Source organism: Anaeromyxobacter terrae (genome assembly GCF_022690685.1).
Lineage (GTDB): Bacteria > Myxococcota > Myxococcia > Myxococcales > Anaeromyxobacteraceae > Anaeromyxobacter > Anaeromyxobacter terrae.
On the sequence record NZ_JALCYY010000006.1, the window covers coordinates 74658 to 98921 of the forward strand.

Genomic DNA, 24264 nt, shown 5'->3' on the forward strand with positions numbered 1-24264 from the left:
TCACCGGATGCACCCCGCCTGCATCGTAGCCGGTCGTGGCCGAGGCGTTCGCACCACGCGGGCGACTCCGAAAGACCGGCCCCACGCGATGCCCCGCGCTGTGGTGCGCACCTCTGCCGCAGACGGCCGCATCCGGTCGAGCCGACGGGGGTGCGCTCGCGCGAAGCCGCGGGCCACGCCCCCGGCTCCCGGTACGCCGGACCCCGTGCGCGGAGCGCAGCCTGCGTGGACGGTCCTCGCCGGGTAGGCCGCACCAGACGGCGTTCCAGCCGCCCTGGATCGGCGAACATCCGACCACCATGAGCGCGTTGCGCCTGCAGGTCGTGGCTTTGCTCGCGCTGCTCCCGCCGCTTGCCGAGGCCCAGCTCAACGTCGGGCACAAGACGCTCGGCGCGGTCGGGCTCGACGCCGGGTCACAGCCGGAGCCGGGCCTCTACGTCGTCGAGCGTGCCCTGCTCTACGACGCGGACGAAGCGAGGGACCGGCATGGCGACCGGATTCCCATCGGCATGGACCTGGATGCTTTCGGGAACGGGATCGGGGTGATCGGCGTCGTCGAGGTGCGACCGCTCTCGACGTACCTCACCGCCGCGATCGCCATCCCCATCGCCCACGTGACCGTCACGACGGACCGACCGGAGGCGAGCACCGACCGGCTCGGCCTGGGGGACGTGTACGTGCAACCCCTGAAGCTGGGCTGGCGCTGGCCCCGGTCCGACCTCGGGATCGGGTACGGCTTCTACGCACCGACCGGCCGCTTCGAGCCCGGCGGCCGGGACGGCGTCGGTCGTGGCCACTGGACGCACCAGCTCTCGGCCGGCGGGACGGCCTACCTCGACCCGGCGCGGACCTGGAACGTCTCCGCCGTCGCGAGCTACGACCACAACCAGCGCAAGCAGGGCATCGACCTCACCCGCGGCGACACGGTCCAGCTCCAGGGCGGCGCAGGGAAGACGCTGCTCCGGTTCCTGCAGCTCGGTGTCGCGGGTTACGCGCTGTGGCAGGTCCGAGACGACCGCGGGGCGGACCTGCCGCCGGTGCTGCGGGGCGCACGGGACCGAATCTTCGGCCTGGGGCCCGAGGTCGGCGTCCTCGTCGCGCCGCTCCGCTCCAAGCTGACGATCCGCTACGAGCGCGAGCTCGGCGCACGCTCCCGCCCGCAAGGCCAGCTCCTGGTGCTGGGCTTGACGTTCGTCGCGCTCGGGGGCGAGAGACCGGCGGACCGCACGCCGTGACCCCTCGATCCCTGGCGCGGCCGTGTCAGGGAGGTCACAGCGGTCGCGCCTTCGGCAGGGCGACGCGGAACACGCTCCCGCCGCCAGCGTTGTCCTCGACCCAGATCTTGCCGCGATGCAGCTCCACGATGTGCTTCGCGATCGCGAGGCCGAGCCCCGTCCCCTTCACTCCTTCCCGCTCCAGCCGCTCGAACCGCGTGAAGATCCGCTGCTTGTCCTCGTCCCGTATGCCTTCGCCGTGGTCGGCCACGGCGACGACCCAGTGCTCGCCGGCGTCCTCGACGTCGACCGTGACGGTGCCGCCGTCGCGCCCGTACTTGATCGCGTTCGAGACGAGGTTGGCGAAGACCTCGCTGACGAGGGGGTTCGCGCGGACGGGCAGGTCGCGGAGCGACCCCAGCGCGATGCGCGCCGCGTCATCCTGGATCGGCACCTGGAAGTCCGCCACCACGTCCTGCAGCACCCGTCGAAGATCGAGCGTCTCGAGCTCGAGCTGTTCCAGCGTCGAGATCTTCGCGTACTTCGCGGCGTTCTCGATCAGGTCCGTCAGCCTCGCGCAGCTCCTCCTCATCTGGCCGAGCAGCCGCGTCGTGGTCGGGCTCGACTCTCGCTTCGCCAGCACGTCGACGGTCATCCGGAGCGTGGCGGCGGGACCGAGCAGATCGTGCCGGAGGATGTCGGCGAACAGGTCCTTGAGCCGGGTCGCCTCCTCGAGCTGCGTCGCATAGCTCCGCAGCTTCTGCTCCGTGCGCCTTCGCTCGGTGATGTCGCGGATGATCCCCACGGCCGCGGTCGGCTTCCCCGCGACGCCGAACACGAGCGCGGTCGTCAGCCAGATCGGGAAGGTCCGCCCGTCCTTGTGCTTCACCTCGAGCTCGCCGGTCCAGCGACCCGTCTGCTGGATCGCCGGGAGGATGACGCGGCTCGCGAAGTCTGGATCGACGTTCATCGAGTTCACGTGCTTCCCCCGGAGCTCGTCTGGCGAGAACCCGTAGATCTCCTGCACGGCGCGGTTCGAGTAGGCCACGTGGCCCCCGAGGTCCGAGATCTGGACGCCGTCGGGGGCCTCGGCGACCGCCGAGGAGAGCAGGTGCAGCCGAGCCCTCTCCTGCCTCAGCGCGAACACGGCCGCGATCAGCGTGGCCACGAGGACCCTCATCCACGCCTCCGACGGCGTCGGATGGACGAGCGCCGCGCTCCAGCCGCGGCGCTCGAGGACGACGGCGTCGATCGCGGCGTCGACGATCCAGAAGCCGACGAGTGCGGCGGCGGCGACGAGCGCGATCCAGCCGGCCCGCTCGCGGGGACGTTGGGATAGCAGCGCCGCCGTGGAGAAGCGCATCCACGCATCGTCGTAGCACAGGTGGGCTGGCGGCGCGCGCCGGACCGACATCCGAGGGCGGGTGGACGGCGGGCGCCTGGGCGACTGGACGTCACCGGGCGGCCTCGCGCGCGGCCGAGGCGGCGGGGGTCTTCGCGCGGGAGCGCGGAGGCGCCATAATGCCCGCTCGCCGCGCGCGGTTCACGGCTGGAGGACGACGGCCGCCCGACGGGAGACCGGCATGAAACTCGCGCTGCAGCTCACCGAGGCGCTCTCGGTCTTCCTCGTCATCTTCTACCTGTACTGCCGGTCGCCCGCGTTCCGTCCACTCAAGCCCGACTGGCCCCGCCCCCGGGGCAAGATCCGCCTGTACCTCGTCTTCAGCGGCATCGCGATCCTCGGGAACTACCTCGGCGTGCCTGTCGTGGACGGGCAGGCCATCGTGAACGCGCGGGCGGTCGGCTCGACGCTCGCCGGCCTGCTCGGCGGCCCCGCGCTCGGGATGCTCGTCGGGGCGACCGCGGGCCTGCACCGCGTGACGGCGCTCAGCGGCGCGGCCGCGTTCCCGGGCGCCGTCTCCACCACGCTGGAAGGGCTGCTCGGCGGCCTCGTGCACCTCGCGTTGAAGCGCCGGCCCGAGCAGCTCATGACCCCGCGGGTCGCGTTCGCGACGACGTTCGTCGGCGAGCTCCTCCACATGTTCATCGTGCGGTACCTCACGTCGGCGCCGCCCGAGCAGGTGATCGCGATCGTGAAGGCGATCGGCCCGCCGATGGTGATCGCGAACCCGATCGGCGCCGCGCTCTTCATGGCCGTGCTCCTCGAGCGGCAGCGCGAGCAGGACCGGGTCGCGGCGACGTCCTCGGCGCGCGCCCTCAAGGTCGCGGACCGGACGCTGCGCCTCCTCGCGCGGGGGCTCGGGCGGGAGGCCGCCGGCGAGCTCGCCGCGATCATCCGGGAGGAGACCGGCGTCGGCGCGGTGGGGGTCACGGACACCGAGCGCGTCGTCGGCTGGTCCGGGATGGGCTCCGACCATCACCTGCCAGGGAACCCGATCGCCTCGCCGTACACCCGCCAGTCCATCGCGGAGAACGCCGTCGTCTTCGCCGACGGCGTCCGGCAGGCCTACGACTGCACGGTGTCGCCGAGCTGCCCGCTCAACTCGATGGTGATCGCGCCGCTGCAGGTGGACGGCGCCGTCGTCGGGACGGTCCAGCTCTTCGAGCCGCGCGGGCGCCGCTTCCTCAACATGAACAAGTCGCTCGGCGAGGGGCTCGGCGCCGTGCTCTCGAGCCAGCTCCTCATCGCGCGCTACCAGGAGCAGAAGAGCCTGCTCGTCATGTCGGAGCTGAAGCTCGCCCAGGCGCAGGTGAACCCGCACTTCCTGTTCAACGCGCTCAACACCATCATCGCCATCCTGCGCCGCGACGCCGACCGCGCGCGGGACCTGCTCGTCCACCTCTCGAACTTCTTCCGGAAGAACCTGAAGCGCTCCAGCGACGTGTCGACGCTCCGCGAGGAGCTCGAGCACGTCGGCGCGTACCTGGAGATCGAGAAGGCGCGGTTCGAGGGCCGCATCGCCGTCGAGACGGACGTCGATCCGGAGCTCCTCTCGCTCGAGATGCCCGCGTTCACGCTCCAGCCGCTCGTCGAGAACGCCTTCAAGCACGGGCTCTCGGAGGTGCTCGGGGAGGGCCGCGCCACCATCCGCGCCTACCGGAAGGATGGCGAGGCGCTCGTCGAGGTCGAGGACAACGCCGGCGCGTGGACCGAACCGCGGGAACGCGCGGGGCTCGGCATGCAGATCGTCGACAAGCGCGTGAAGAACCGCTTCGGAGAGGCGTTCGGCCTGTCGGTCACGTGCGTGCCGCACGAGCTGACGCGCGTGACGGTGCGCCTCCCCGGGAAGGGAGTCGCGGCGTGATGCGCGCCCTGATCGTCGACGACGAGCTGCACGCGCGCGAGGAGCTCGAGTCGCTCCTCCTCGAGACGGGCGCCTTCACGATCGCGGGCCTGTGCGGCAACGCCGTCGAGGCGATCCAGGCGATCCGCAAGCAGCGTCCGGACGTGGTGTTCCTCGACATCCAGATGCCGGCGATCTCCGGGTTCGAGCTCCTCTCGATGCTCGACGACGACGAGCTGCCTGCCGTCGTCTTCGTCACTGCCCACGACGCGTTCGCGCTGCGCGCGTTCGAGGAGCGCGCCCTCGACTACCTCCTGAAGCCCGTCGGGCGGGAGCGCCTCGCGAAGACCGTCGAGCGGCTGCGAAGGCTCCCCGGCGTGGAGGCCCGGCAGGGCTACCCGCGCGCCGAGATCCGGCGCATCCCCTGCCTCGCCGCGCGCGCGATCAAGCTCGTCGACCTCCCGGACGTCGAGTTCGTGCGGTCGAGCGAGGCCGGCGTGTACGTCGTCACCGCGAAGGCGGAGCTCTTCACCGAGCTCACGCTGAAGGTGCTCGAGGAGCGCGCCGGGCTCGTCCGCTGCCACAAGCAGTTCCTCGTCAACGTCGACCAGGTCGATCAGATCAGCATCGACGAGGGGCTCGCGGTGATCCGGACCCGGTCCGGGAAGGACGTACCGGTGAGCCGCCGGCACCTGCCCGCCGTCAAGGCGCGCCTCGACCTCTGATGGCGGCCGTCGCTTGCGTGGAGCCGTCGCGAGACGCGCGATGCCGTCGCCGAGCCGGGCGCTCCGAGGAGTGAGCACCGCAGGCGTGCCTGCAAGGCCTCATCATTCACCACATCCTGAGGCTGTCGACCGTGCACGCGGTCGCCATTCGACGAGCGGCTCAGCGCGCGCGGCGGTTGGGGCATCGACGGGGGTGAGCACGCGCGGCCCGGGAACGCGCCCTTCGGAGTCGTACGGTCGGCAGCGCCGCGCTCGCCTGGGCGGGCGCGCGCTCCGGGAGCTTGCGGATCCCCGCGCGCGGCGCGGTGCGGGCCTGGATGGAGACGACGAGGTGCTCGACCTCGGCGCGGGTCCGGTACGCGGCGCGCGCGACGAGATCGTCCGCGTTCTCGTCAGTGAGAACCTGGCCGAGGAGCGCCACGGTGGACAGGCAGACGCGCCCGTCGCGCAGCGGCGCCTCGAGGCTCGGGAACCGGCGCAGCACGCGCATGGCCTGGATGCGGCGGCCGGTGGCCCCCTCCCGGAGGTGGAGGACCTTCAGGCAATAGGCCCAGAGCGAGGCGTGCCCCGCCTCGACGAAGGCGCGCCGTCGGTCGAACTCGTCGAGGTGGAGGAGGAAGTCGACCTGAACGTTTCGTTCCTCTCCGGCGAGCTCGCGCAGGCGAACGGCGAGGACGCTCGAGTCGAGGGAAGCGGGAACGGGCGCGGACATGGAGTGCACCTCCAGATGCACCCTTCGTAACACGCGTTTTCGGGAGCTCCGGAGGCGCTCCAGGCTCGTGCGAGCGCGGCTTTCTTCGGCCTCCCCTCGGCAACCCCCTGCCGCGGTCGAACGCGCGCGCCCAGCCCATTTGCGCGCGCGTGAGTGGCCCTGGCGCGCCGCCTCGAACCCAGGAGCGGAATTTCGGCGAGGAGCAGTCAAGGGCGTTCATTCACGCACCGCAACTGGGACCGATTGTTCACGTCGCCATGAAGCGCGTAAGACGTCCGTCACTACCTCTGGCGATAGTTGTTACGTTCAGTGAACTACGCAAGCTCATGCGCCGCTTCCGGGCTCGCCTCCGCGCGTGGGGGGCGCGAGCGCCCACGGCAAGACGCCTCGGTGAAGAGACGCTCACCTGCACCCGCCACTCCGGCTGGGCCGCTCGGAACCGTGCCCGGACAGCGCGATCCCACCTCGTCGATGCCCGAGTCCGATGTGCGCATCCATACGCCGGTCCATCGGCGTACGGCCCTCCGGGCGGTCGGCTCTGAGATGTGATGAGTCGAGCCCGCCAAGGCACGTCGAGGAGCGCAACGACGAGGCCGCCCGGCGCAGGCAGGCAGCGTGCGTCGCAGCAGGCTCCATGCGAGCGGGTGGCGCCATGAAGCTCGCCGGTCACCCTCGCCCACGCGCCGCTCCCCGCCTGCCCGCCACCGGTCGCCCGGAACGGCCGCGGCCCTCGCGCGCGCCGTGCGAGACCTGGCAGCGACGCAGCCCGCCCTGCCGTGTGTCGCGCGCGCCGGGGAGACCTCCAACCACAGGGGACGACGCATGACGTGGACCCAGAACTACGTGCCGCTCGGGAACCTCCATCTCTCCGCGCTCGTGGCGGCGATCCCGGTGGTCGTCCTCCTCGCCGCGCTGGCGTTCTTCCACGTGAAGGCGCACGTCGCGGCGCTGCTCGGGCTCGCGCTCGCCCTCGGCATCGCGGTCGGCGTCTACGGGATGCCCCTCGGCATGGCGGGCGCGACCGCCGCGTACGGCGCGGCCTTCGGGCTCCTGCCGATCGGCTGGATCATCCTGAACGCCATCTTCATCTACGACATCACGGTGAAGACCGGGAAGTTCGAGGTGGTGAAGGACACGATCGGCGGCCTCGCCGGCGACCGGCGCATCCAGGTGCTCCTCATCGCGTTCGCGTTCGGCGCGTTCATCGAGGGCGCGGCGGGGTTCGGCACGCCGGTCGCGATCAGCGCCGCGATGCTCATCGGCCTGGGCTTCAAGCCCCTCGCCGCAGCCGGCCTGGCGCTCATCGGCAACACCGCGCCCGTCGCCTACGGCGCGCTCGGCACGCCCATCATCACGCTCGCGAAGGTCACGGGCCTCAACGAGCTGGCGCTCTCCTCGATGGCGGGCCGCCAGCTCCCGCTGTTCTCGCTGATGGTCCCGTTCTGGCTCGTGTGGGCCATGGCCGGGTTCCGCGGGATGCTCGGGGTGTGGCCGGCGTGCCTCGTCGCGGGGCTCTCCTTCGCCATCCCTCAGTTCCTCGTCTCGAACTTCATCGGGCCGAACCTCGTCGACATCGTCGCCGCGGCGTCCTGCATCCTCGTGACCTACGGCTTCCTCAAGCTGTGGCAGCCGAAGGAGGAGTGGCGGTTCCCCGAGGAGCGCGCGCCCGAGGCGGCCGCCGCGCCGCAGCGGCGGTCGGTCGGCGCCGCCGCCGCGTTCCGCCGCCACACGTTCGGCGAGGCGTTCATGGGCTGGATGCCCTGGATCGTCCTCTCCGTCTCCGTGTTCGTGTGGGGCCAGCCCGCCGTGAAGACCTGGCTGAACGGGCTGTTCAACCCGACCTTCGACGTGCCGTTCCTCCACAACCTCGTCCTCAAGGCGCCACCGGTCGCGGCCAAGGTCCACCCCGAGGCGGCGCGGTACAGCCTGAACCTCCTCTCCGCCACCGGCACGGCCCTCCTCGTCGCCGGCCTGGTCGCGGGCCTGTGGCTGAGGCTCTCGCCGCTCACCCTCGCCAGGACCTACCTCGGCACGCTGAAGCGGGTCCGCTACTCGCTCCTGACGATCGCCGCGATGCTCGCCCTCGGGTTCACGACGCGCTACTCGGGCTCCGACTCGACGATGGGCCTCGCGTTCGCCTCGACGGGCTTCCTGTTCCCGTTCTTCTCGCCGCTCCTCGGCTGGCTCGGCGTGGCGCTGACCGGCTCCGACACGTCGTCGAACGTGCTGTTCGGGAACCTCCAGGTCGTCTCGGCCCAGCAGATCGGGATGAACCCGCTCCTCGCGGCCGCGTCCAACAGCTCGGGCGGCGTCATGGGCAAGATGATCGACGCGCAGAGCATCGTCGTGGCGTCGGTCGCGACGAAGCAGGACGGGCACGAGGGCGCCATCCTGCGCTACGTGTTCTGGCACTCGCTCGCGCTGGCGTGCCTCGTCGGCGTCGTCGTGTTCGCCCAGGCGTACTGGCTCGGCTGGATGGTCCCGCGCTAGGCACGCCCGCAGGTCCGCGGCGTGAAGTGGCCGTGGACCGACAGCGCCGTACATCGCCGTGACCCGGGCGGCCCGGGGGGCCTCGTCCATGGGTGTTCCCGATTCGCGGGCGAACCTTCACGTTCGGCGACGTCACCGTGGGTCACCATTTTGCGTTTACACCCCATTTGCGCAGAGCCGGATCCTTGCGACTCATCGTAAACGCACGGGCCGGCTCGGACGAGTCACCGCCAGAAGGGGACCCATGCTGCGCATCCGCTCGCGCGCGCTCGCCGCGCTCGCCTCTCTCTCCGCCGCCGCTGTACCCGTCGCCGCGCGCGGAGCCTGGTCGTACGACCTCGCCAAGACCGTGGTTCCGCTTCCGGTGAACTACGCGCCAGCGCCTGTCGCTGCCGACTGGAACGGCGACGGCGTCCAGGACCTCGTCGTCGGGCTCTACCAGCCCTCGCTGTTCGGCGGCGTCGCGGTCTACCTGCGCGACGCCAGCGGCGCCCTCGGCCCCGCGACGAGCGCGTTCGCGAGCGGCAGCGCGGCGAGCGTGCTGCCAGCGAGCTACCATTACAGGCCCGCCGTCGCCGACTGGAATGGAGACGGTCTTCCCGACCTGCTCCTGGGACAGCGCTCCGGCTCGCCAGCGGCCGGCGGCGTGCTGTTCTGCCCGAACACGGGGGCCGTGGGTGCGCCCGTGATCCACGGCGTGAACTGCCGTCGTCTGACGACGGCAGCGGGCGCGGTCGTGGGCGTCACCACCGGGAGCTCGTTCGGCTATCTCTCGCCCGAGGTCGTCGACTGGGACGGCGACGGCGATCTCGACCTGCTCGTCGGTACCGGCGGGCCCGCGAACGAGAAGGGCGTGCGTCTCTACCGGAACGTCGGGACCGCCCAGGCGCCATCGCTCGCCGAGCCGATCTTCGTCGTGCAGCGCGGGGTGACGGGCGGGCTCGCCACCGAGACCTACTTCGCGCCCGCGGTGGCCGATCTCGACGGCGACGGCGGCAGGGACCTCCTCGTGGCCGGGGCGCAGCAGGCACCGGGGGTGCAGGCGTTCTGGCTGTGGGAGTGCCGCGACGCAGGCACGCCGGGGGCGCCGCTCTTCCCGTCCTGCACCTCGTCCCTCGCCCACGGCCTCGTCCACAACGCCATCGACGCGGTCGACTGGGACGGCGACGGGACCGTCGACCTCCTGCGCGGGTTCTTCAGCGGGCTCATCGGGAACCCGGTCACGCTGCTCCACGGGAGCGCACCCGACACCGACGGCGACGGGCTGTCGGATCCGGTCGACAACTGCCCCGCCACGCCGAACCCGGCCGACATGAAGCTCGACCGGAGCAACCCGGTTCAGATCGACACGGACGGCGACGGCGCCGGCGACGCGTGCGACGACGACGACGACGACGGGGACGGGGTCACGGACGCCAGCGACCACTGCCCGCTCACACCCGACGCGGCTCAGGGCGACGTGGACGGCGACGGGCGCGGCGACGCCTGCGACCCCCACGACGACCGTCCTGGCGCGCCGGGCGTCGGCTCGTACGAGTGGCGCCAGGCCCACGAGACGCTGTGGGGGCGGAGGCCCGTGATCGTGCTCCGTGCCGACGCGCTCTCGATCGGCTTCCGCAGCGAGATCGCCTTCGCGCTCGCGCGCGAGGCGACGTCGCGCGGGATCGCGTTCTCGCTGGCGGTCATCCCCTGGAACGCCGCTCGGCTCGCGGGCTCGACCTCCGCGCCCTTCCTCTCCGAGATGGCGCGCCACCCGAGGTTCGAGACGGTGCAGCACGGGACGTACCATGCGTGCATGTACACGCCCGTGCTCACCGGCGCGGAGTTCGACTGCGGCATGGACTTCGCGCGCTCGCTGAACCTCATGTTCGTCGGCAAGGACGCGCTCGAGACCGCCGTCGATCGGTCGGGCGCGACGCACGCGCTCGCCGGGTTCATCCCTCCCGAGGACCAGTACGACGACGCGGCGCTCGACGCGATCGCGGCGCTCGGCTACCGGTACATCGGGTCGAGCTACTCGGCGGAGAAGTCCTCGCTGTGGCTGGCGTACGTGGACGCGCGCGGCCTCGTCCACATCCCGTGGTCGCAGACCGCTTGCGGCAACGGGGCTTCGCCGTGGATCGAGTGCCGCACGACGTCGCTCGAGGCGCACGCCGGGGTCGACTGCGCGGACGAGGCGGTCTGCAAGCCGACGAAGGATGCGAAGAGCTACGAGCCGTGGAGCGACTTCGCCCTGAACACGCTCGCGGCGCGGTGCCGCTACGACATCGAGTCGCGCTATGGCGGCGGCCTCTGCTCGATCCTCTTCGAGCTCTCGTCGTACGACGACGGCACCAGCACCGGCGGGCTCGACCCGGTCGCGTTCGAGGGCTACCAGCGCGTACTCGACGACCTGCAGGCGCTCGCGACCGAGAAGGACGCGGTCTTCATGACGCTCGGCGAGTACGCCGCGGCGCGCAGCATCGAGGACTTCGTGAAGCCCGAGATCGCGATCGTCGCTCCGGCGGCGCGCGCGTACGGACACGCCGAGCTCGTGACGGTGGGCTTCGAGGCGACGGACGCGCTGAGCGGGGTGTTCGCGGTCTCGGCGACGCTCGACGGGCGCCCGGTCGCGAACCGCGAGGTGCTCGATCTGCTCGCGCTGCCGCTCGGCAGGCACGTGCTCCGCGTCATGGCCGAGGACACCGCGCGCAACGTCGCCGAGCGTCAGGTGGCGTTCGAGGTCCGCTCCACGCTCGCGAGCCTCGAGGCGGCGGTCGTGCGCCTGCGCGCCGACGGGCGCATCGACTCGGACGGCGTCGCGACGAGTCTCCTCGCGAAGCTCGCGAGCGCGCGCAGCGCGCTGGACGCGGGGCGCCCCACCGTCGCGCGCAACATCCTCGCTGCATTCACGAACGAGGTGGCTGCGCAGCGCGGAAAGCACATCGTCGCGACCGCCGCCGACCTGCTCGTCGCGGACGCGGCGGTGACGGAAGCCGAAATGCGGGTCGAACCTCGCGCCCGCGATTAGGCTTCCTCCCCGCCGCCCGGGCAGGCCATGACCCGGTCGCCGGCCATCGCGCGGCGCCACGACCCGACCATGACCGATCACGCGACCCGGAAGGAATCCGCGCCCATGCCTTCACGCCGTCTCGCCTCCATCCTTGCCGCCGCCGTCGTGCCGGTGCTCGCGAGCTGCGCCTCGGCGCGACCGCACGCCGATGCCGAAGCTGGACGCCCGGCTGTCGAGGGCCGCGTCGCGGAGCTCTTGCGGCGGTACGCCGAGGACGATGCGGACGGCGTCCTGCGCCTCGTCGACCCCGCCGGCTTCATCGCCTACGGAAGCGATCTGTCCGAGGTCGTGCGCACTCCCGCCGAGCTGCGACGGCTGATGGCAGACGACTTCGCGCTCTGGCGCAGCGCCACGTTCGGCGCGGTGCGCGACCTCGACGTGCGCGTCGACGGTGCGCTGGCCACTGCGTACTTCCACGTTCCGTTCTCCGCGGGCGGGCGGCCGCCGGTCGTGGTGCGCTTCAGCACCACCTGGCGCAAGTCCGAGGGTCGATGGCTGCTGACGCAGATCGCCAACACCGTGCCGACGGTCGGCTCGTCCGCACGCGAGCTCATCGGACGTTAGGCCGGGTGTCTCGCGATGACGGGAGCGAACCGCGCCTGTAGACGGTCTCGAACGTCTCACACGTGAGGAGCGCCGGTGTGGCGCGCTGCAACTCCGGAGGGGGTTGCGAGCGAGGCGCGTCGCCCATAATCACGAGGACATGCTCGCCTACGTCTTCTGGCACTGGCCGGCGCCCACGGTGGACGCCGCACGCTACGCAGAGTCGCTCGTCGCGTTCCACCGCGCACTCGCGTCCACCCCTCCTCCCGGCGTGCGTTCGTCGCGCGTGTACGAGCTGGAGGCCGCGCCGTGGCTGCCGGTCGCGCGCGCGTTCGAGGACTGGTACCTCGTGGACGACTTCGCCGCGCTCGGCGCGCTGAACGAGGCCGCTGTCTCGGGAGCTCGGCGCGAGCCGCACGACGCCGCGGCACGGCTGGCGGGCGGCGGCCACGGCGGCGTCTACCGCCTCCTCGCGCCGGCCCGGGGCGGCACCCTGCCCCGCACGACGTGGTGCTCGAAGCCTGGCGGCGCCTCGTATCCCGAGTTCGTCGCGCAGCTTCCGCCCGGGGAGACGTGGCAGCGCCAGATGGTGCTCGGGCCCGCGCCGGAGTTCTGCATCATCGGGGTGGACGCGGCGGCCGCCCTCGGCGGCGTGGCGGTCGCGGCCCGGAAGATCCACGCGTCCCCGTGACCGATTCGCCGCGCTGAGGCGCGCGGGCCCCGCCGGGGAGCGCGCTCAGGGCCAGGTCCGCGAGATGGCGGCGAGGCACATCGGTCCGCCGATGCTCCCCGTCCGCCCCGCCGACAGCCTGCGGAAGCCCTGCTCGGCGAAGGTCCACCGGCACTGCCCGCCGACGAGCCACGTCTTCTCCACCGCGAGATCGAGACCCGCCGCCACGTACGCGCCGCCCGTGACGCCGCTCTCGGTCACCTCACCGGGGAAGCCGAGCGTCGCGCCGGTCAGCGTGACCTTCGACACGAGAAGGGCCACGCCGGCTCCCGCCCACGGTTGGAGGATCCCGAGCGGCGCGATCCCTCGGATCCCGGCGGCGAACCCGAGCGACGACAGGCTCATGCGATCGCTCTTCGTCTCGAACATCCCGGGTGGAGGGGCGGTGGTGGAGGAGAACTGACCGTACCCGTAGGTCAGGTCGAGATCGACGCCCAGCGACTGCATTCGGCGATACGTGGCGCCGAGCAGGAGCGCGATCCCGCCGCTCGGCTCGTCGAGGGCGCCGGGCTCGCCGCGCGGCGAGAACCAGCCCAGCGCGCCGCGAAATGCCAAGGTTCCCGGCATCTGCGGTGCCGCCTTCACGACCGGCCTGGGCAGGACGGGCCGGGGCTCCCCCGCCTCCGTCGCCCACGGATCCTGCGCTCCCTCTGGCTCCCTCGGCGAGGGGGCCGGTGGCGCGCGCGGAAGCTCCGGAGCCGGCACGGCGGCGATGCCTCGGCTGTCCATCCAGGCGCGGACAGAGGCATCGGAGAGCAGCCGGTCCACGAACGCGCGACCTGCCTCCTGGAGCGCGAGCGCGACCGCGTCGCCGATGCAGGAGCCGAGCGCCGGTGGCGGCTGCTCGCCGACGGTCTCCGTGGTCCAGCGCGCGATCGGCTCGCCGGCCGCGGTCGAGAGCTCCCAGCCGAGGGCGACGGTGGCGCGGCAGGCGGTCGCGTCGAACCCCTCGGGCGCGCGGAGCTCGAACGCGGCGAGCCGGACGTCGAGCACGGCGTCGATGCCCTCGGGCGGCGCGGTCGCCGAGAGCGGCCTCGTCCCGGCGAAGACGGCGGGGAGGAGCCGATCGCACATGGCCTCGACGGAGCGGCCCACCGGCGCGACCGACCGGACGGAGGTCCATGCCCATCCTGGCCGCGAGGAGACGTCCTCTCGCCTCGCCAGTCCTGGCTCGAAGCGGACGCCCACCGTCGCCTCGATGCGCCGCGCGGGCGGCGGCTCGACGACGGGCTCCGGGATGGCGTGACGGTGCGTCAACGTGCATCCCCCGCACGCGAGCGCGACGAGCGCCCAGGTTGCCCGCGAGCACGATCGCGCCCTGCGCCGCTCTCCTGGCATCCCCACCTCCGCCCGGAGAGCCTAGCAGGCGGGGAGATCGCTGTAACCCCTGGGGGGACTCCGCCTGGAGAGCGAGCGGCCGCCCCGGGCGTTGGGCACCTCGCGCTCGTGCGCGGCAAGCGCCTCGATGCGGCGCTCGAGCGGTGGTTCGGCGCGCGCGACATCGCCGACACGTGGCGACCCTTCTTCTGCACGTCGGCGAACCTCACGCGGGCGCGCCCCGAGGTCCACCGGAGTGGCCCGCTCGCGCTCGCGCGTCGAGACCTCCGGCGATTCGTCGAGGAGGCCTCCCTCGCCGCCGCGGCGGACGTCGCGTGACGGGCCCGCGGCGGGAGCAGGATCGGCGCGAGCGAGGAGCCTCGAGCCGGGTCGTCAACTTGCGCAGGACGGGCGCGCCGACGTCAGCCCGGAGCTCGTCGAACGCGCGCCGGTCGCGGACGGAGAGGTCTCGGCGTAGGAGCGGATGACCTGTGCGATCTCCTCCGGATCCGGCGGCTTCGCCACATGCCCGTCGAAGCCGGCCTCGGTCGCCTTCGCCACGTCCTCCGGCTGCGCGTACCCGCTCACGGCGACGATCCGGGCAGCCGTGCCGCGGCCGCGAAGCTGCCTCGCCACCTCGTAGCCATCCATCCCGGGCAGGCCGATGTCGCAGAGGATGAGGTCGGGGGCGTACTCGCGCGCTTTCGTGATCGCGCTCGGCCCGTCGTAGGCGACCTCGGCGTCGTGCCCCAGCATCTCGACGAGCTGCGCGAGGGTCTCGGCGGCGTCCTCGTTGTCGTCCACGACGAGGACTCGCCGCCGAAAAGGTGCGGGTCGCGCAACCGCGGCGCCGTCTCGCTCCGCGACGGCGGCCGTGGTCGCAGCGCCGAGCGGGAGCCTGACGACGAAATCCGTCCCTTCCCCCGTGCCGCCGCTGACCGCAAGGACCTCGCCGCCATGCAGAGCTACCAGGCCCTTCACGAGGGCGAGCCCGAGCCCGAGCCCACCGTCGCTCCGCGCGAGCGTCTGCGTCGCCTGGGTGAAGGGCTCGAAGATCGACAGCAACATGTGCGGCTCGATGCCGGGCCCGGTGTCTTGGACGTGCACCACCGCATGGCGTCCGTCGGCGCGGACCGTGAGCGTCACGCGGCCGCCCGCGGGCGTGAACTTCGCGGCATTGCTGAGCAGATTCCCGAGCACCTGCGCGAGCCGGGTGTCGTCGCCGTTCACCACGAGGCGTTCGTCCGGCACGTCCACCTTGAGGTCCAGCCCTCGAACCTGCATCAGCGCGCGGTGGTCCTCGGCGGTCCGACGCCCGAGGGCGGCGAGATCCACATCCGTGCGGCGCAGCTCGATCTTACCCCGCCCGATGCGCGTGACATCCAGGAGGTCGTCGACGAGCCGCGTGAGGTGAGTGAGCTGCCGGTTCACCACCTCCTTCGCTCGGCGCGCCTGTTGCCCCGCCGGCTCGGCGCGGTCGAGGATGTAGAGCGCGTTCCGGATGGGAGCTAGCGGGTTCCGCAGCTCGTGCGAGAGCATCCCGAGGAACTCGTTCTTGCGCTGGTCGGCGTCCCGCAGCCGCAGATTCGCCTCGCGAAGCTCCAGCTCGGTACGCTTGCGGTCGGTGATCTCCTGTATGGCGACGCTGATCCCGAGGATGCGCCCCTCGCCGTCCTTGATCGGAACCCACCGCTCGTTCCAGAACCGCGCGACGCCGGGCTGGGTGGTCGTGGTCCCGGTGAACTCGACGTCGAGGAGCGGCTCCCCGGTCTCCAGGACCTTGCGGAGCGCAGCTTCGGCCTGCTCGCCGACGTCCGGCAGCAGCTCACGCGGGGTCTTGCCGATGTGAGCCTCCAGCGAGAGGCCGTCGACCTCGGCGGCGCGCTCGTTCAGCCGCACCCAGCGCAGGTCCCGATCGAAGACGCACAGCCCCACGGGCGCGTTTGCGTAGATGGCCTCGATCTCCGCGAGCTGCCCCCGCGCGCGCTGCTCGCTGACCCGGGCCTGTTCCTCGCTTTCGCGCATCGCCGCCTCGGCGCGCTTCCGATCCTCGATGTCCAGCGCCGCGCCGATGAGCCGAGCCACCCGCCCACCCTCGACGATCGGCGCGAGGCGGCTCAGGAACCAGCGGTAGGTACCGTCCGCGGCGCGGTAACGCAGCTCGGCGTGCTGCGGAGCGAGGCTCTTCAGCGCCCGCAGTCGGCACTCGCCCGCGGCGGCCACGTCGTCCGGGTGCAGAAACCCGAGCCACCCCGCGCGTGCCGTCGCCTCGAGGTCGAGGCCGGAGAACGCGGTCCAGGCCGAGTTGACGTACTCGGGCCTGCCGTCCGGTTCGACCAGGCACACGATCTGCGGCATGGCTTCGATCACGAGCCGGAGCCGTTCCTCGAATCCGGACTCGGCCCGCCCTGGGTCCGTTGCGGGCGCGTTCCCGGCGTTCGCCGCGGCCGACGGGACCGACACGCCTTGATCGTCGCCGCGCGGCGAGACCTCCCGCGCCGTGATGAGGAGCCCCGTGCCGCCGTCCAGCGGGACGGGATCGATGCTCCCCTCCCACCACGTCTCGCGCCCCTCCACGTGCCTCGCTTGCCGAGGCACCTCGACGTGGTGCCCGGCGCGGGCGTGCGCGTGCATCGCGAGCACCGTGTCTCGCGTCGCGGGGGAGAACGCGACGATGTCCGCGCCGAGGACATCGTCGTGTGGGAAGCCCGTCGAGCGCAGCCACTCGGCGTTGGCGCGAAGGATGGTGCCGTCCGCGGCGACGAGGCACCGCCCCACGGTGCGCTCATCGAACAGGAGATCCAGGAGATGGCGCATCCAGAAGGCTCGAGGCGGTCATGACGCGCGCGACGTTTCGAAGACCGCGTATTCGAGTGTCGAACCCTACGGCAATTGCACCTCGGCGCGCCACCCGCGGATGCAACGTCGCTCGCCTGAGCCCGAGCGCCAACCGGGCGTGCACCGAAAGGCACACGGACCGCCTGGCTGCCCGACGGTCGTGATTGCGATGAGCCGACGGTCGCGTCGATTGATGACGATTGCGACTCCCGCCACCCCAGCTCGCCGCGGCGCGCGCGCAGCCGGGCGGGCGAGTGGATGGCTAGACGGCTGGTCCTTGCGGTCGCGCGAACCTGCGCCTCATGAAGCCGACCGCGAACAGGACCAGCGCGACGACCAGGAGGAGGTGGATGGCCGCGGCCGCGACGTGGAACGCCACCACCGCGATGAACCACGCGGCGAGGAGCACCAGCGCGAAGAGGAAGAGGACCAGCACCGCTCGAACGGTCGGCACTGGGCGCCAGACCTGCAACCGACGGATCACGCTCGGCTGAGCGCACGCAGCCCACCCATGGCGCCGAGATCGGGGGACCGCGCGGCGCTCCGTGGCCCGCCGACGATGGTCGGGGCAGCCATGGCGTGACCGTGACGGATCGGTGACATACAGTGAATAGCTCGCGGTCATGCGCGCCCTCCTCGTGCAGTCGCGGTCACCGACGACCTACTGGAGCTTCGAGCACGCGCTCCCGTTCGTCGAGAAGGCGGCGACGTACCCGCCGCTCGGGATCGCGACGCTGGCCGCGCTCCTGCCGACCCATTGGGAGCTGCGCCTCCGCGACCTCCACGTCGCGCCGCTCGACGACGCCGACCTCGCGTGGGCCGACGTGGTCCTCGTCTCGGGAATGCTCATCCAGCTGGAGTCGATGCGCGCCGTGCTGCGGCGCGCTCGAGCGATGGGCCGGCGCACGGTCGTGGGCGGCCCCGCCGCGAGCAGCGCGCCCGAGCTCTTCGAGCAGGCGGACCACGTGTTCCGCGGCGAGGCCGAGGGCCGACTCGACCTGCTCGTGCGCGTCCTCGAGGCGCCCGCGACCGATTCGCCCCGCCTTCTGTCCCCGCAAGGCGACGACCGCCCCGATCTGCGCCTCGCTCGGGTGCCCCGCTTCGATCTGCTCGAGCTCTCGCGCTACGGGAGCCACGCGCTCCAGTACTCGCGCGGCTGCCCTTTCAAGTGCGAGTTCTGCGACATCATCGAGATCTTCGGGCGCGTGCCGAGGGTGAAGTCGACGGAACAGGTCCTGGCCGAGCTCGACGCGCTACGCGCGCTGGGAGCCCGCGGCACCCTGTTCTTCGTGGACGACAACTTCGTGGGCAACCGGCGCGCGGTCGCGAGCCTGCTCCCGGCGCTGCGCGCGTGGCAGGAGCGGAACGGGTTCCCCTTCGCCTTCTGCACGGAGGCGAGCATCGATCTCGCGACGCATCCCGAGCTGGTGACCGCCATGGTCGGCGCGGGGTTCGGGCAGGTCTTCGTCGGGCTCGAGACCCCCTCGACCACCGCGCTCGCCGAGGCGGGAAAGACGCAGAACCTGCGGGTGCCCCAGGAGCAGGCCGTCGAGGCGCTGACCCGCGCCGGGCTCGAGGTGTACGCGGGGTTCATCGTCGGCTTCGACAGCGATGGCCCGGACATCTTCGACCGGCAGCTCGCATTCATCTCGGGCCTTCCCATCGCACGCGCCATGGTGAACCTGCTGACCGCGCTCCCGGGGACGCAGCTGTGGCGGCGGCTCGAGCAGGAGGGGCGCCTGCGCGGCGCACCGTCCGGCGACTCGTTCGAGCGTCCCAACTTCGAGCCCGCGCTGGACGAGCGGACGTTGCTCGCGGGGTACCGCCGCCTGCTCGCCGCGCTGTATGCACCGGAGGCATACTTCCGGCGTTGCGCCCTCCAGCTCGAGCAGGCGCCGCCGCGGCGCGGCGCCGTCGCGCACAGCGTCGGCAACGGATCCGTCGGGACGCTGGGTCGAGCGCTGTGGCGCCTCGGCATCCGCGGCCCCCGCCGGCGGCTTTTCTGGCGGCTCGTCGCACGCGCCCTGCGGCGCGGCACCGCCGCGCTGCCGCGGGCGGTGATGTTCGCGATCGTCGGCGAGAGCCTCATCCGCTACACGGAAGAGGTCGTGCTTCCGCGCATCGACGCCTCCCTGTCGGAGCTCGACGATGGGGGCGACGCCGCCAGCGAGCACGCTCGCATCGGCGACAGGGCGCCCGCCCGTGCGCGGGGTGCTGCCGCTTCGGGACGACGCACGCCTGGCGCTCGACTCATCACCGAGGAGGAGACGACGGTGAGGTGAGGCCATGGACCCGGTTCGCGACGCATGGCGATGGACCACTCAGCTGCTGCTCTTCGCCGGCCGAACCCTGCGCGCGTTCTCGCGAAACCGTGGAATCCTGCTCGCCGGCGGCGTGGGCTACAACGCGCTGCTCTCGCTCGTGCCCTTCCTGACGCTGGTGGTGGCCGCGCTCTCGCTCTTCTTCGACGAGGCTCGCATCCTCGACATCTTGCGCCCGGAGCTCACGGCGCTCGTTCCCCAGCACGCGGACGCCGTACTGCAGGCTGCGCAGGCGTTCCTCCACACCGAGGCGTCGACCCGCGCTCTCAGCGTGCTGGCCATGCTGTTCTTCAGCTCGATCGCGTTTCGCATGCTGGAGCAGGCAGTTGCCGCGATCTTCCACACGTCCAGCCCGACCGCGCACCGGAGCTTCTGGGTCTCGGCCCTGCTTCCCTACCTGTTCATGCTGGTGCTGATGGTCGCTCTCCTGTGTGTCACCCTGCTCACGGCCGGCCTCGACGCCCTCGACGAGCACCAGCTGCGGATGTTCGGGCTGCAGCGCCCGCTCGCGTCCGGGATCAAGCTGCTCTTGCGGCTATCGGGTTTCCTGGGGCTGGTCGTCCTGTTCGGCGGCATCTACCGCGTCCTGCCGGTGGTCAGGATCTCCGCCCGACGCGCATTCATCGGCGGGCTCGCCGCGGCGGTGCTCTGGCGGCTCACCGCGCTGTTCGTGGTCTACTTCTTCGCCAACATCTCGATGGTGAACGTGCTCTACGGCTCGCTCGCCAGCGTCGTCGTCGTGCTGCTCTCGCTCGAGATCGTGTTCGTCATCCTGCTCCTCGGCGCGCAGGTCATCGCCGAGCTCGAGGCCAGCTCCGCCGCGGGAGTGCGCTGGTACGAGAAGGCGCGCGAGGTGACGCGCCAAGCCTAGGGCGGGCCCGCCGCTGAAGACGGCTCCCCCCCCCCCGTGTGGCCCGTGTCAGCCCCATCCGGTAGAACACGCCATGGCGACAGACCCGACGAACTCCTCCCCCGGCGAGGAGCGCGGCGCGGTGCTCTCCGAGGATGGCCCGTACAAGGACGAGATCGTCATCTCGTGGCCGGAGCTGCATCGCGACACGCGCTACCTGTCGCGCGTCCTGCACGAGCTCGGCGACTGGAAGGGCATCATCGCGATCACGCGCGGCGGCCTCGTGCCGGCGGCGCTCGTCGCCCGCGAGCTCGAGATCCGGCTCATCGACACGGTCTGCATCGTCAGCTACGGCGGGGGCGAGTCCGGCGGCGCGGAGCAGAAGCAGGGCGAGCTGCGCTGGCTGAAGACGGTCCCCGGAGACGGCGACGGCTGGCTCCTCATCGACGACCTCGTCGACACCGGACGGACCGCGCAGGCGGTCCGGGAGAAGCTCCCGAAGGCGCACTTCGCGACGCTCTACGCGAAGCCGCTCGGGCGCCCCGTCGTCGACACGTTCGTGAAGGAGTTCCGACAGGAGAAGTGGATCTACTTCCCGTGGGACATCGACTACAGGTTCGTCTCGCCGATCCGGCAGCGGCGGACGGAGTGAGGGGCCCGAAGTGAGCGCACCGCGCCTCGAGCTCCGCCACATCACGAAGCGCTACGGGGACGTCGTCGCGAACGACGACGTCGGGCTCGCGGTCGCGCCCGGAGAGATCCACGCGATCCTCGGCGAGAACGGCGCGGGCAAGTCGACGCTGATGAAGGTCGTCTACGGCGCCGTCGCGCCGGACGCCGGCGAGCTCCTCTGGGACGGCGCGCCGGCCGCGATCCAGAGCCCGCACGACGCGCGCGCGCTCGGCATCGCGATGGTGTTCCAGCACTTCTCGCTGTTCGACTCGCTCACGGTCGCGGAGAACGTCTGGCTCGGCCTGTCCCGCACGGTGAGCCTGCGGGAGGTGGTCGAGGGGATCCGCGGCAAGGCGGCCGAGTACGGCCTCGACCTCGATCCCGACCGGCCGGTGCACGTGCTGTCCGTCGGCGAGCGCCAGCGCGTCGAGATCGTCCGGGCGCTCCTCGCGAACCCGCGGCTCCTGATCCTCGACGAGCCGACGGCGGTGCTCACGCCGCAGGCCGCCGAGAAGCTGTTCGAGACCCTGCGCAAGCTCGCCGCGACGGGGTGCTCGATCCTCTACATCAGCCACAAGCTCCACGAGATCCTCGCGCTGTGCCACCAGTGCACCGTGCTGCGCGGCGGCCGCGTCGTGGCGAGCTGCGATCCCACGCGGGAGAGCACCGCGAGCCTCTCGCGCATGATGATCGGCGCCGAGCCGCCGCGGCTCGAGCGGCGCCCCGCGAACGTCGGCCCCCTCGCGCTCTCGGCGCGGGGGCTCGCCCTCCCCGGCCACGACCGGTTCGGCGTCGCGCTCGAGGACGTCTCGCTCGACGTCCACGCGGGCGAGATCGTCGGGATCGCCGGGGTGTCCGGGAACGGGCAGCAGGAGCTGCTCGCCGCGCTCTCCGGCGAGGATCCGCGCGCCGACGCCGGCGCGATCCAGCTCTTCGGGCAGCCCATCGGGCGGATGGGCGCGGCCGCTCGCCGGAAGCGCGGCCTGCACTTCGTCCCCGAGGAGCGGCTCGGCCGCGGCGCGGTGCCGTCGCTCTCGCTCGCGAACAACATGCTGCTGACGCGCCACGAGGCGCTGCGCGCGTTCGGCTGGATCGATCGCGCCGCGCTCCGCCACCAGGCGTCCGGCGTGCTCCGGCGGTACTGGGTGAAGGCCTCGGGGCCGGCCGCGGCGGCGCGGAGCCTCTCGGGCGGCAACCTCCAGAAGTACATCGTCGGACGCGAGCTCGACGCCGTCCCGAAGGTGCTCGTCGTGGCGCAGCCGACCTGGGGAGTGGACGTCGGCGCGGCGGCGCAGATCCGCGCCGAGCTCGTCGCCCTCCGCGACGCGGGGTGCGCCGTGCTCGTCGTCTCCGAGGAGCTCGAGGAGCTCTTCGCGCTCGCCGACCGGCTCCACGTCATCGCGAAGGGCCGCCTCTCTCCGTCGATCGGGTCGGCCGAGGCGAGCGTCGAGCAGATCGGGGAGTGGATGAGCGGGCTGTGGACCGGCGGCCCCGGACAGGCGGCCGCGCTCGCCGGAGGAGCCCGATGATCCGCCTCGACGTCCGCCAGGTCCCTTCGCTCAGGATGAGCGTCCTGTCCCCGATCATCGCGCTCGCCGTGACCGTCGCCGCGGGCGGCGTGCTCTTCCTCGCGCTCGGCAAGGACCCCGTGCGCGTGCTCTCGATGTTCCTCGTCGAGCCGTTCAACGGCGTTCGCGCGCTCACCGAGCTCGGCCTCAAGTGCACGCCGCTCATCCTGTGCGCGCTCGGCCTCGGGCTCTGCTTCCGGTCGAACGTGTGGAACATCGGCGCCGAGGGGCAGTTCCTGATGGGCGCGATCGCGGGCGGCGGGCTCGCGCTGTGGGTCACGAACGCCTCGGCCGCGCTCTCGCCGTGGGTCTTCTTCCCGCTCGTCGTGGTGGCGGGGGCCGCGGGCGGCGCGGCGTGGGCCGCGATCGTGGCGCTCCTGCGGGACCGCTTCAACGCGAACGAGATCCTCGTCAGCCTGATGCTCGTCTACGTCGCGGACCTCTTCCTCTCGTGGCTCGTGTTCGGGCCGTGGAAGGACCCTCTCGGCTTCAACTTTCCGCAGACCGTGCAGTTCGCGGCGGCGACCGAGATCCCGCGGTTCGTGCGCGGCATGCGGCTGCACTGGGGGTTCGCGTTCGCGCTCGTCGCGGCGGTCCTCATGTGGCTGTTCATGTTCCGGACGCACCGCGGCATCCAGCTCCAGATCGGCGGCCCGGCGCCGGCGGCGGCGCGGTACGCCGGGTTCTCGTCGCGCGCCGCGATCTGGACGACGCTCCTCATCTCGGGCGCGCTCGCCGGGATCGCCGGCGCCTTCGAGGTCACCGGCCCGATGGGACAGCTCACGCCTCACGTCGCGAGCGGCTACGGGTTCACCGCGATCATCGTCGCGTTCGTGGGCCGGCTCCATCCGCTCGGGGCGGTCCTCGGCAGCGTCGTGCTCTCCGCCTTCGTGATCGGCGGCCAGCTCGCGCAGTCGCGCGTCGGCCTGCCCGCGTCGGTGAGCGGCGTGTTCCAGGGCATGCTGCTCCTCGCCCTGCTCGGCTGCGACACGCTCATCCACCACCGCCCGCGGCTCGCCCGGTGGACCTGGAGGGCCGCGCCGTGAACGAGCTCGCCCTGCTCGTCGCCGCGACGCTCTCCGCGGGCACGCCCCTCGCCATCGCTGGGCTCGGGCTCCTCCTCAATGAGCGCGCCGGCGTCCTGAACCTCGGCGCCGAGGGCATGCTGCTCATCTCCGCGGTCGCCGGCTTCGCGGCGGCGTACCACGGCGGGAGCGAGTGGCTGGGCTTCGCGGCGGGCGCGGCCGCGGGCGCGGCGGTCGCGGCCGTCTTCGGCTGGCTCGTCGTCTGGCTCAACACGAACCAGTACGCGACCGGGCTCGCGGTGAGCCTCTTCGGCTCGGGGTTCTCGGCGTTCGTGGGGATCGACTACGTCGGCAGGCAGCTCGGCGAGAAGACCGCCCACGCGGTGCCGGTCCTCGCCGACGTGCCGTTCCTCGGCCCTGCCCTCTTCCGGCAGCACCCGATGGTCTACGTGGCGGTCGCGCTCGTCGCGGCCGCGGCCTTCTTCCTGTACCGGACGCGCGCGGGGCTCGTGCTGCGGGCGGTCGGCGAGTCGCCGCAGTCCGCGCACGCGCTCGGGTACGGCGTGCGGCGGATCCGCCTCGCGGCCGTCGTGACGGGCGGGGCGCTGTGCGGCGTCGCGGGGGCGTTCCTCTCGGTGGTGTACACGCCGCTCTGGGTCGAGGGCATGGTCGCCGGACGCGGCTGGATCGCGCTCGCGCTCACGGTCTTCGCGACGTGGCGGCCCGGACGGATCCTCCTCGGCGCCTACCTGTTCGGCGGCGTGACCATGCTCCAGCTCCACCTGCAGGCGCAGGGCGTCCAGATGCCGAGCCAGTTCATGGCGATGCTGCCCTACGTCGCGACCGTCGTCGTCCTCGTCCTCATCTCCCGGAATCCGCTCTGGATCCGGCTCAACATGCCCGCGTCGCTCGGGAAGCCGTTCTTCCCGGGCGCCTGAACCGCGGGACGAAGCGCCTCACCG

The 24264-nt window shown here is 72.1% G+C and carries 18 protein-coding genes and 1 pseudogene; 14 read left to right on the forward strand and 5 right to left on the reverse strand.

All coding sequences use genetic code 11. The features are described 5' to 3' along the window. The first annotated feature begins 299 nt into the window (after positions 1-299). Entirely contained in the window at positions 300-1235 is a 936-nt protein-coding gene (locus MNY62_RS04165) for a SphA family protein (protein ID WP_242342840.1), read from the forward strand. 34 nt (positions 1236-1269) lie between these two features. Here MNY62_RS04165 and MNY62_RS04170 read toward each other — a convergent pair whose 3' ends face one another. After that, entirely contained in the window at positions 1270-2577 is a 1308-nt protein-coding gene (locus MNY62_RS04170) for a PAS domain-containing sensor histidine kinase (protein ID WP_242342841.1), read from the reverse strand. Positions 2578-2797: 220 nt separating this feature from the next. On the opposite strand from MNY62_RS04170, the gene MNY62_RS04175 reads away from it, so the two are divergent. Continuing rightward, entirely contained in the window at positions 2798-4480 is a 1683-nt protein-coding gene (locus tag MNY62_RS04175; RefSeq protein WP_242342842.1) for a LytS/YhcK type 5TM receptor domain-containing protein, read from the forward strand. Continuing rightward, entirely contained in the window at positions 4480-5184 is a 705-nt protein-coding gene (gene btsR, locus MNY62_RS04180; RefSeq protein WP_242342843.1) for a two-component system response regulator BtsR, read from the forward strand. The genes MNY62_RS04175 and btsR overlap by 1 nt, the downstream gene beginning before the upstream one ends. A gap of 258 nt (positions 5185-5442) precedes the next feature. Here btsR and MNY62_RS04185 read toward each other — a convergent pair. Next, positions 5443-5896: pseudogene (locus MNY62_RS04185) on the reverse strand (HNH endonuclease); the annotation flags it as partial. A gap of 822 nt (positions 5897-6718) precedes the next feature. On the opposite strand from MNY62_RS04185, the gene MNY62_RS04190 reads away from it, so the two are divergent. The 4 genes from MNY62_RS04190 (at position 6719) to MNY62_RS04205 (ending at position 12672) form a co-directional block, all read left to right on the forward strand. Further along, the gene (locus MNY62_RS04190) at positions 6719-8386 is read left to right on the forward strand and encodes an L-lactate permease (RefSeq protein ID WP_242342844.1); all 1668 of its coding nucleotides are present in this window, start codon (positions 6719-6721) and stop codon (positions 8384-8386) included. Between the two features lie 244 nt (positions 8387-8630). Continuing rightward, complete coding sequence (locus MNY62_RS04195; RefSeq protein ID WP_242342845.1) at positions 8631-11396, forward strand: FG-GAP-like repeat-containing protein; 2766 nt, start codon at positions 8631-8633, stop codon at positions 11394-11396. Between the two features lie 69 nt (positions 11397-11465). Next, a complete protein-coding gene (locus MNY62_RS04200) occupies positions 11466-12002 on the forward strand; it encodes a DUF4440 domain-containing protein (RefSeq protein ID WP_242342846.1) in 537 nt (178 codons plus the stop codon). Between the two features lie 139 nt (positions 12003-12141). Continuing rightward, the gene (locus MNY62_RS04205) at positions 12142-12672 is read left to right on the forward strand and encodes a hypothetical protein (protein ID WP_242342847.1); all 531 of its coding nucleotides are present in this window, start codon (positions 12142-12144) and stop codon (positions 12670-12672) included. A gap of 45 nt (positions 12673-12717) precedes the next feature. On the opposite strand, the gene MNY62_RS04210 is transcribed toward MNY62_RS04205, so the two are convergent. Further along, complete coding sequence (locus tag MNY62_RS04210) at positions 12718-13968, reverse strand: hypothetical protein (protein ID WP_242342848.1); 1251 nt, start codon at positions 13966-13968, stop codon at positions 12718-12720. Between the two features lie 189 nt (positions 13969-14157). Between MNY62_RS04210 and MNY62_RS04215 the strand changes: the two genes are divergently transcribed. Further along, a complete protein-coding gene (locus tag MNY62_RS04215) occupies positions 14158-14367 on the forward strand; it encodes a patatin-like phospholipase domain-containing protein (protein ID WP_242342849.1) in 210 nt (69 codons plus the stop codon). Between the two features lie 54 nt (positions 14368-14421). Here MNY62_RS04215 and MNY62_RS04220 read toward each other — a convergent pair whose 3' ends face one another. Together MNY62_RS04220 and MNY62_RS04225 are read right to left on the reverse strand one after the other, a co-directional pair. Beyond that, a complete protein-coding gene (locus MNY62_RS04220) occupies positions 14422-16845 on the reverse strand; it encodes a PAS domain-containing hybrid sensor histidine kinase/response regulator (protein WP_242342850.1) in 2424 nt (807 codons plus the stop codon). Positions 16846-17128: 283 nt separating this feature from the next. After that, positions 17129-17320, reverse strand: coding sequence for a hypothetical protein (locus MNY62_RS04225; RefSeq protein ID WP_242342851.1), 192 nt, complete (start codon positions 17318-17320; stop codon positions 17129-17131). Positions 17321-17489: 169 nt separating this feature from the next. Here MNY62_RS04225 and MNY62_RS04230 point away from each other — a divergent pair, with 169 nt between their 5' ends. The 6 genes from MNY62_RS04230 to MNY62_RS04255 all read left to right on the forward strand — a co-directional run bounded on the left by MNY62_RS04230 (position 17490) and on the right by MNY62_RS04255 (position 24240). Beyond that, entirely contained in the window at positions 17490-19148 is a 1659-nt protein-coding gene (locus MNY62_RS04230; RefSeq protein ID WP_242342852.1) for a B12-binding domain-containing radical SAM protein, read from the forward strand. A 4-nt stretch (positions 19149-19152) separates the two neighbouring features. Then, the gene (locus MNY62_RS04235; RefSeq protein ID WP_242342853.1) at positions 19153-20058 is read left to right on the forward strand and encodes a YihY/virulence factor BrkB family protein; all 906 of its coding nucleotides are present in this window, start codon (positions 19153-19155) and stop codon (positions 20056-20058) included. Positions 20059-20131: 73 nt separating this feature from the next. Continuing rightward, positions 20132-20689, forward strand: a complete 558-nt coding sequence (gene gpt, locus MNY62_RS04240) for a xanthine phosphoribosyltransferase (protein WP_242342854.1) — start codon at positions 20132-20134, stop codon at positions 20687-20689. Between the two features lie 10 nt (positions 20690-20699). Then, positions 20700-22238, forward strand: a complete 1539-nt coding sequence (locus tag MNY62_RS04245) for an ABC transporter ATP-binding protein (RefSeq protein WP_242342855.1) — start codon at positions 20700-20702, stop codon at positions 22236-22238. Continuing rightward, positions 22235-23323 carry an ABC transporter permease gene (locus MNY62_RS04250; RefSeq protein ID WP_242342856.1) on the forward strand — a complete coding sequence of 363 codons (1089 nt, stop codon included), beginning with the start codon at positions 22235-22237 and terminating at the stop codon, positions 23321-23323. Before MNY62_RS04245 ends, MNY62_RS04250 begins: the two co-directional genes overlap by 4 nt. Beyond that, positions 23320-24240 (forward strand): ABC transporter permease, encoded by a 921-nt coding sequence (locus MNY62_RS04255; protein WP_242342857.1) that lies wholly within the window; start codon positions 23320-23322, stop codon positions 24238-24240. Before MNY62_RS04250 ends, MNY62_RS04255 begins: the two co-directional genes overlap by 4 nt. Positions 24241-24264 lie beyond the last annotated feature (24 nt).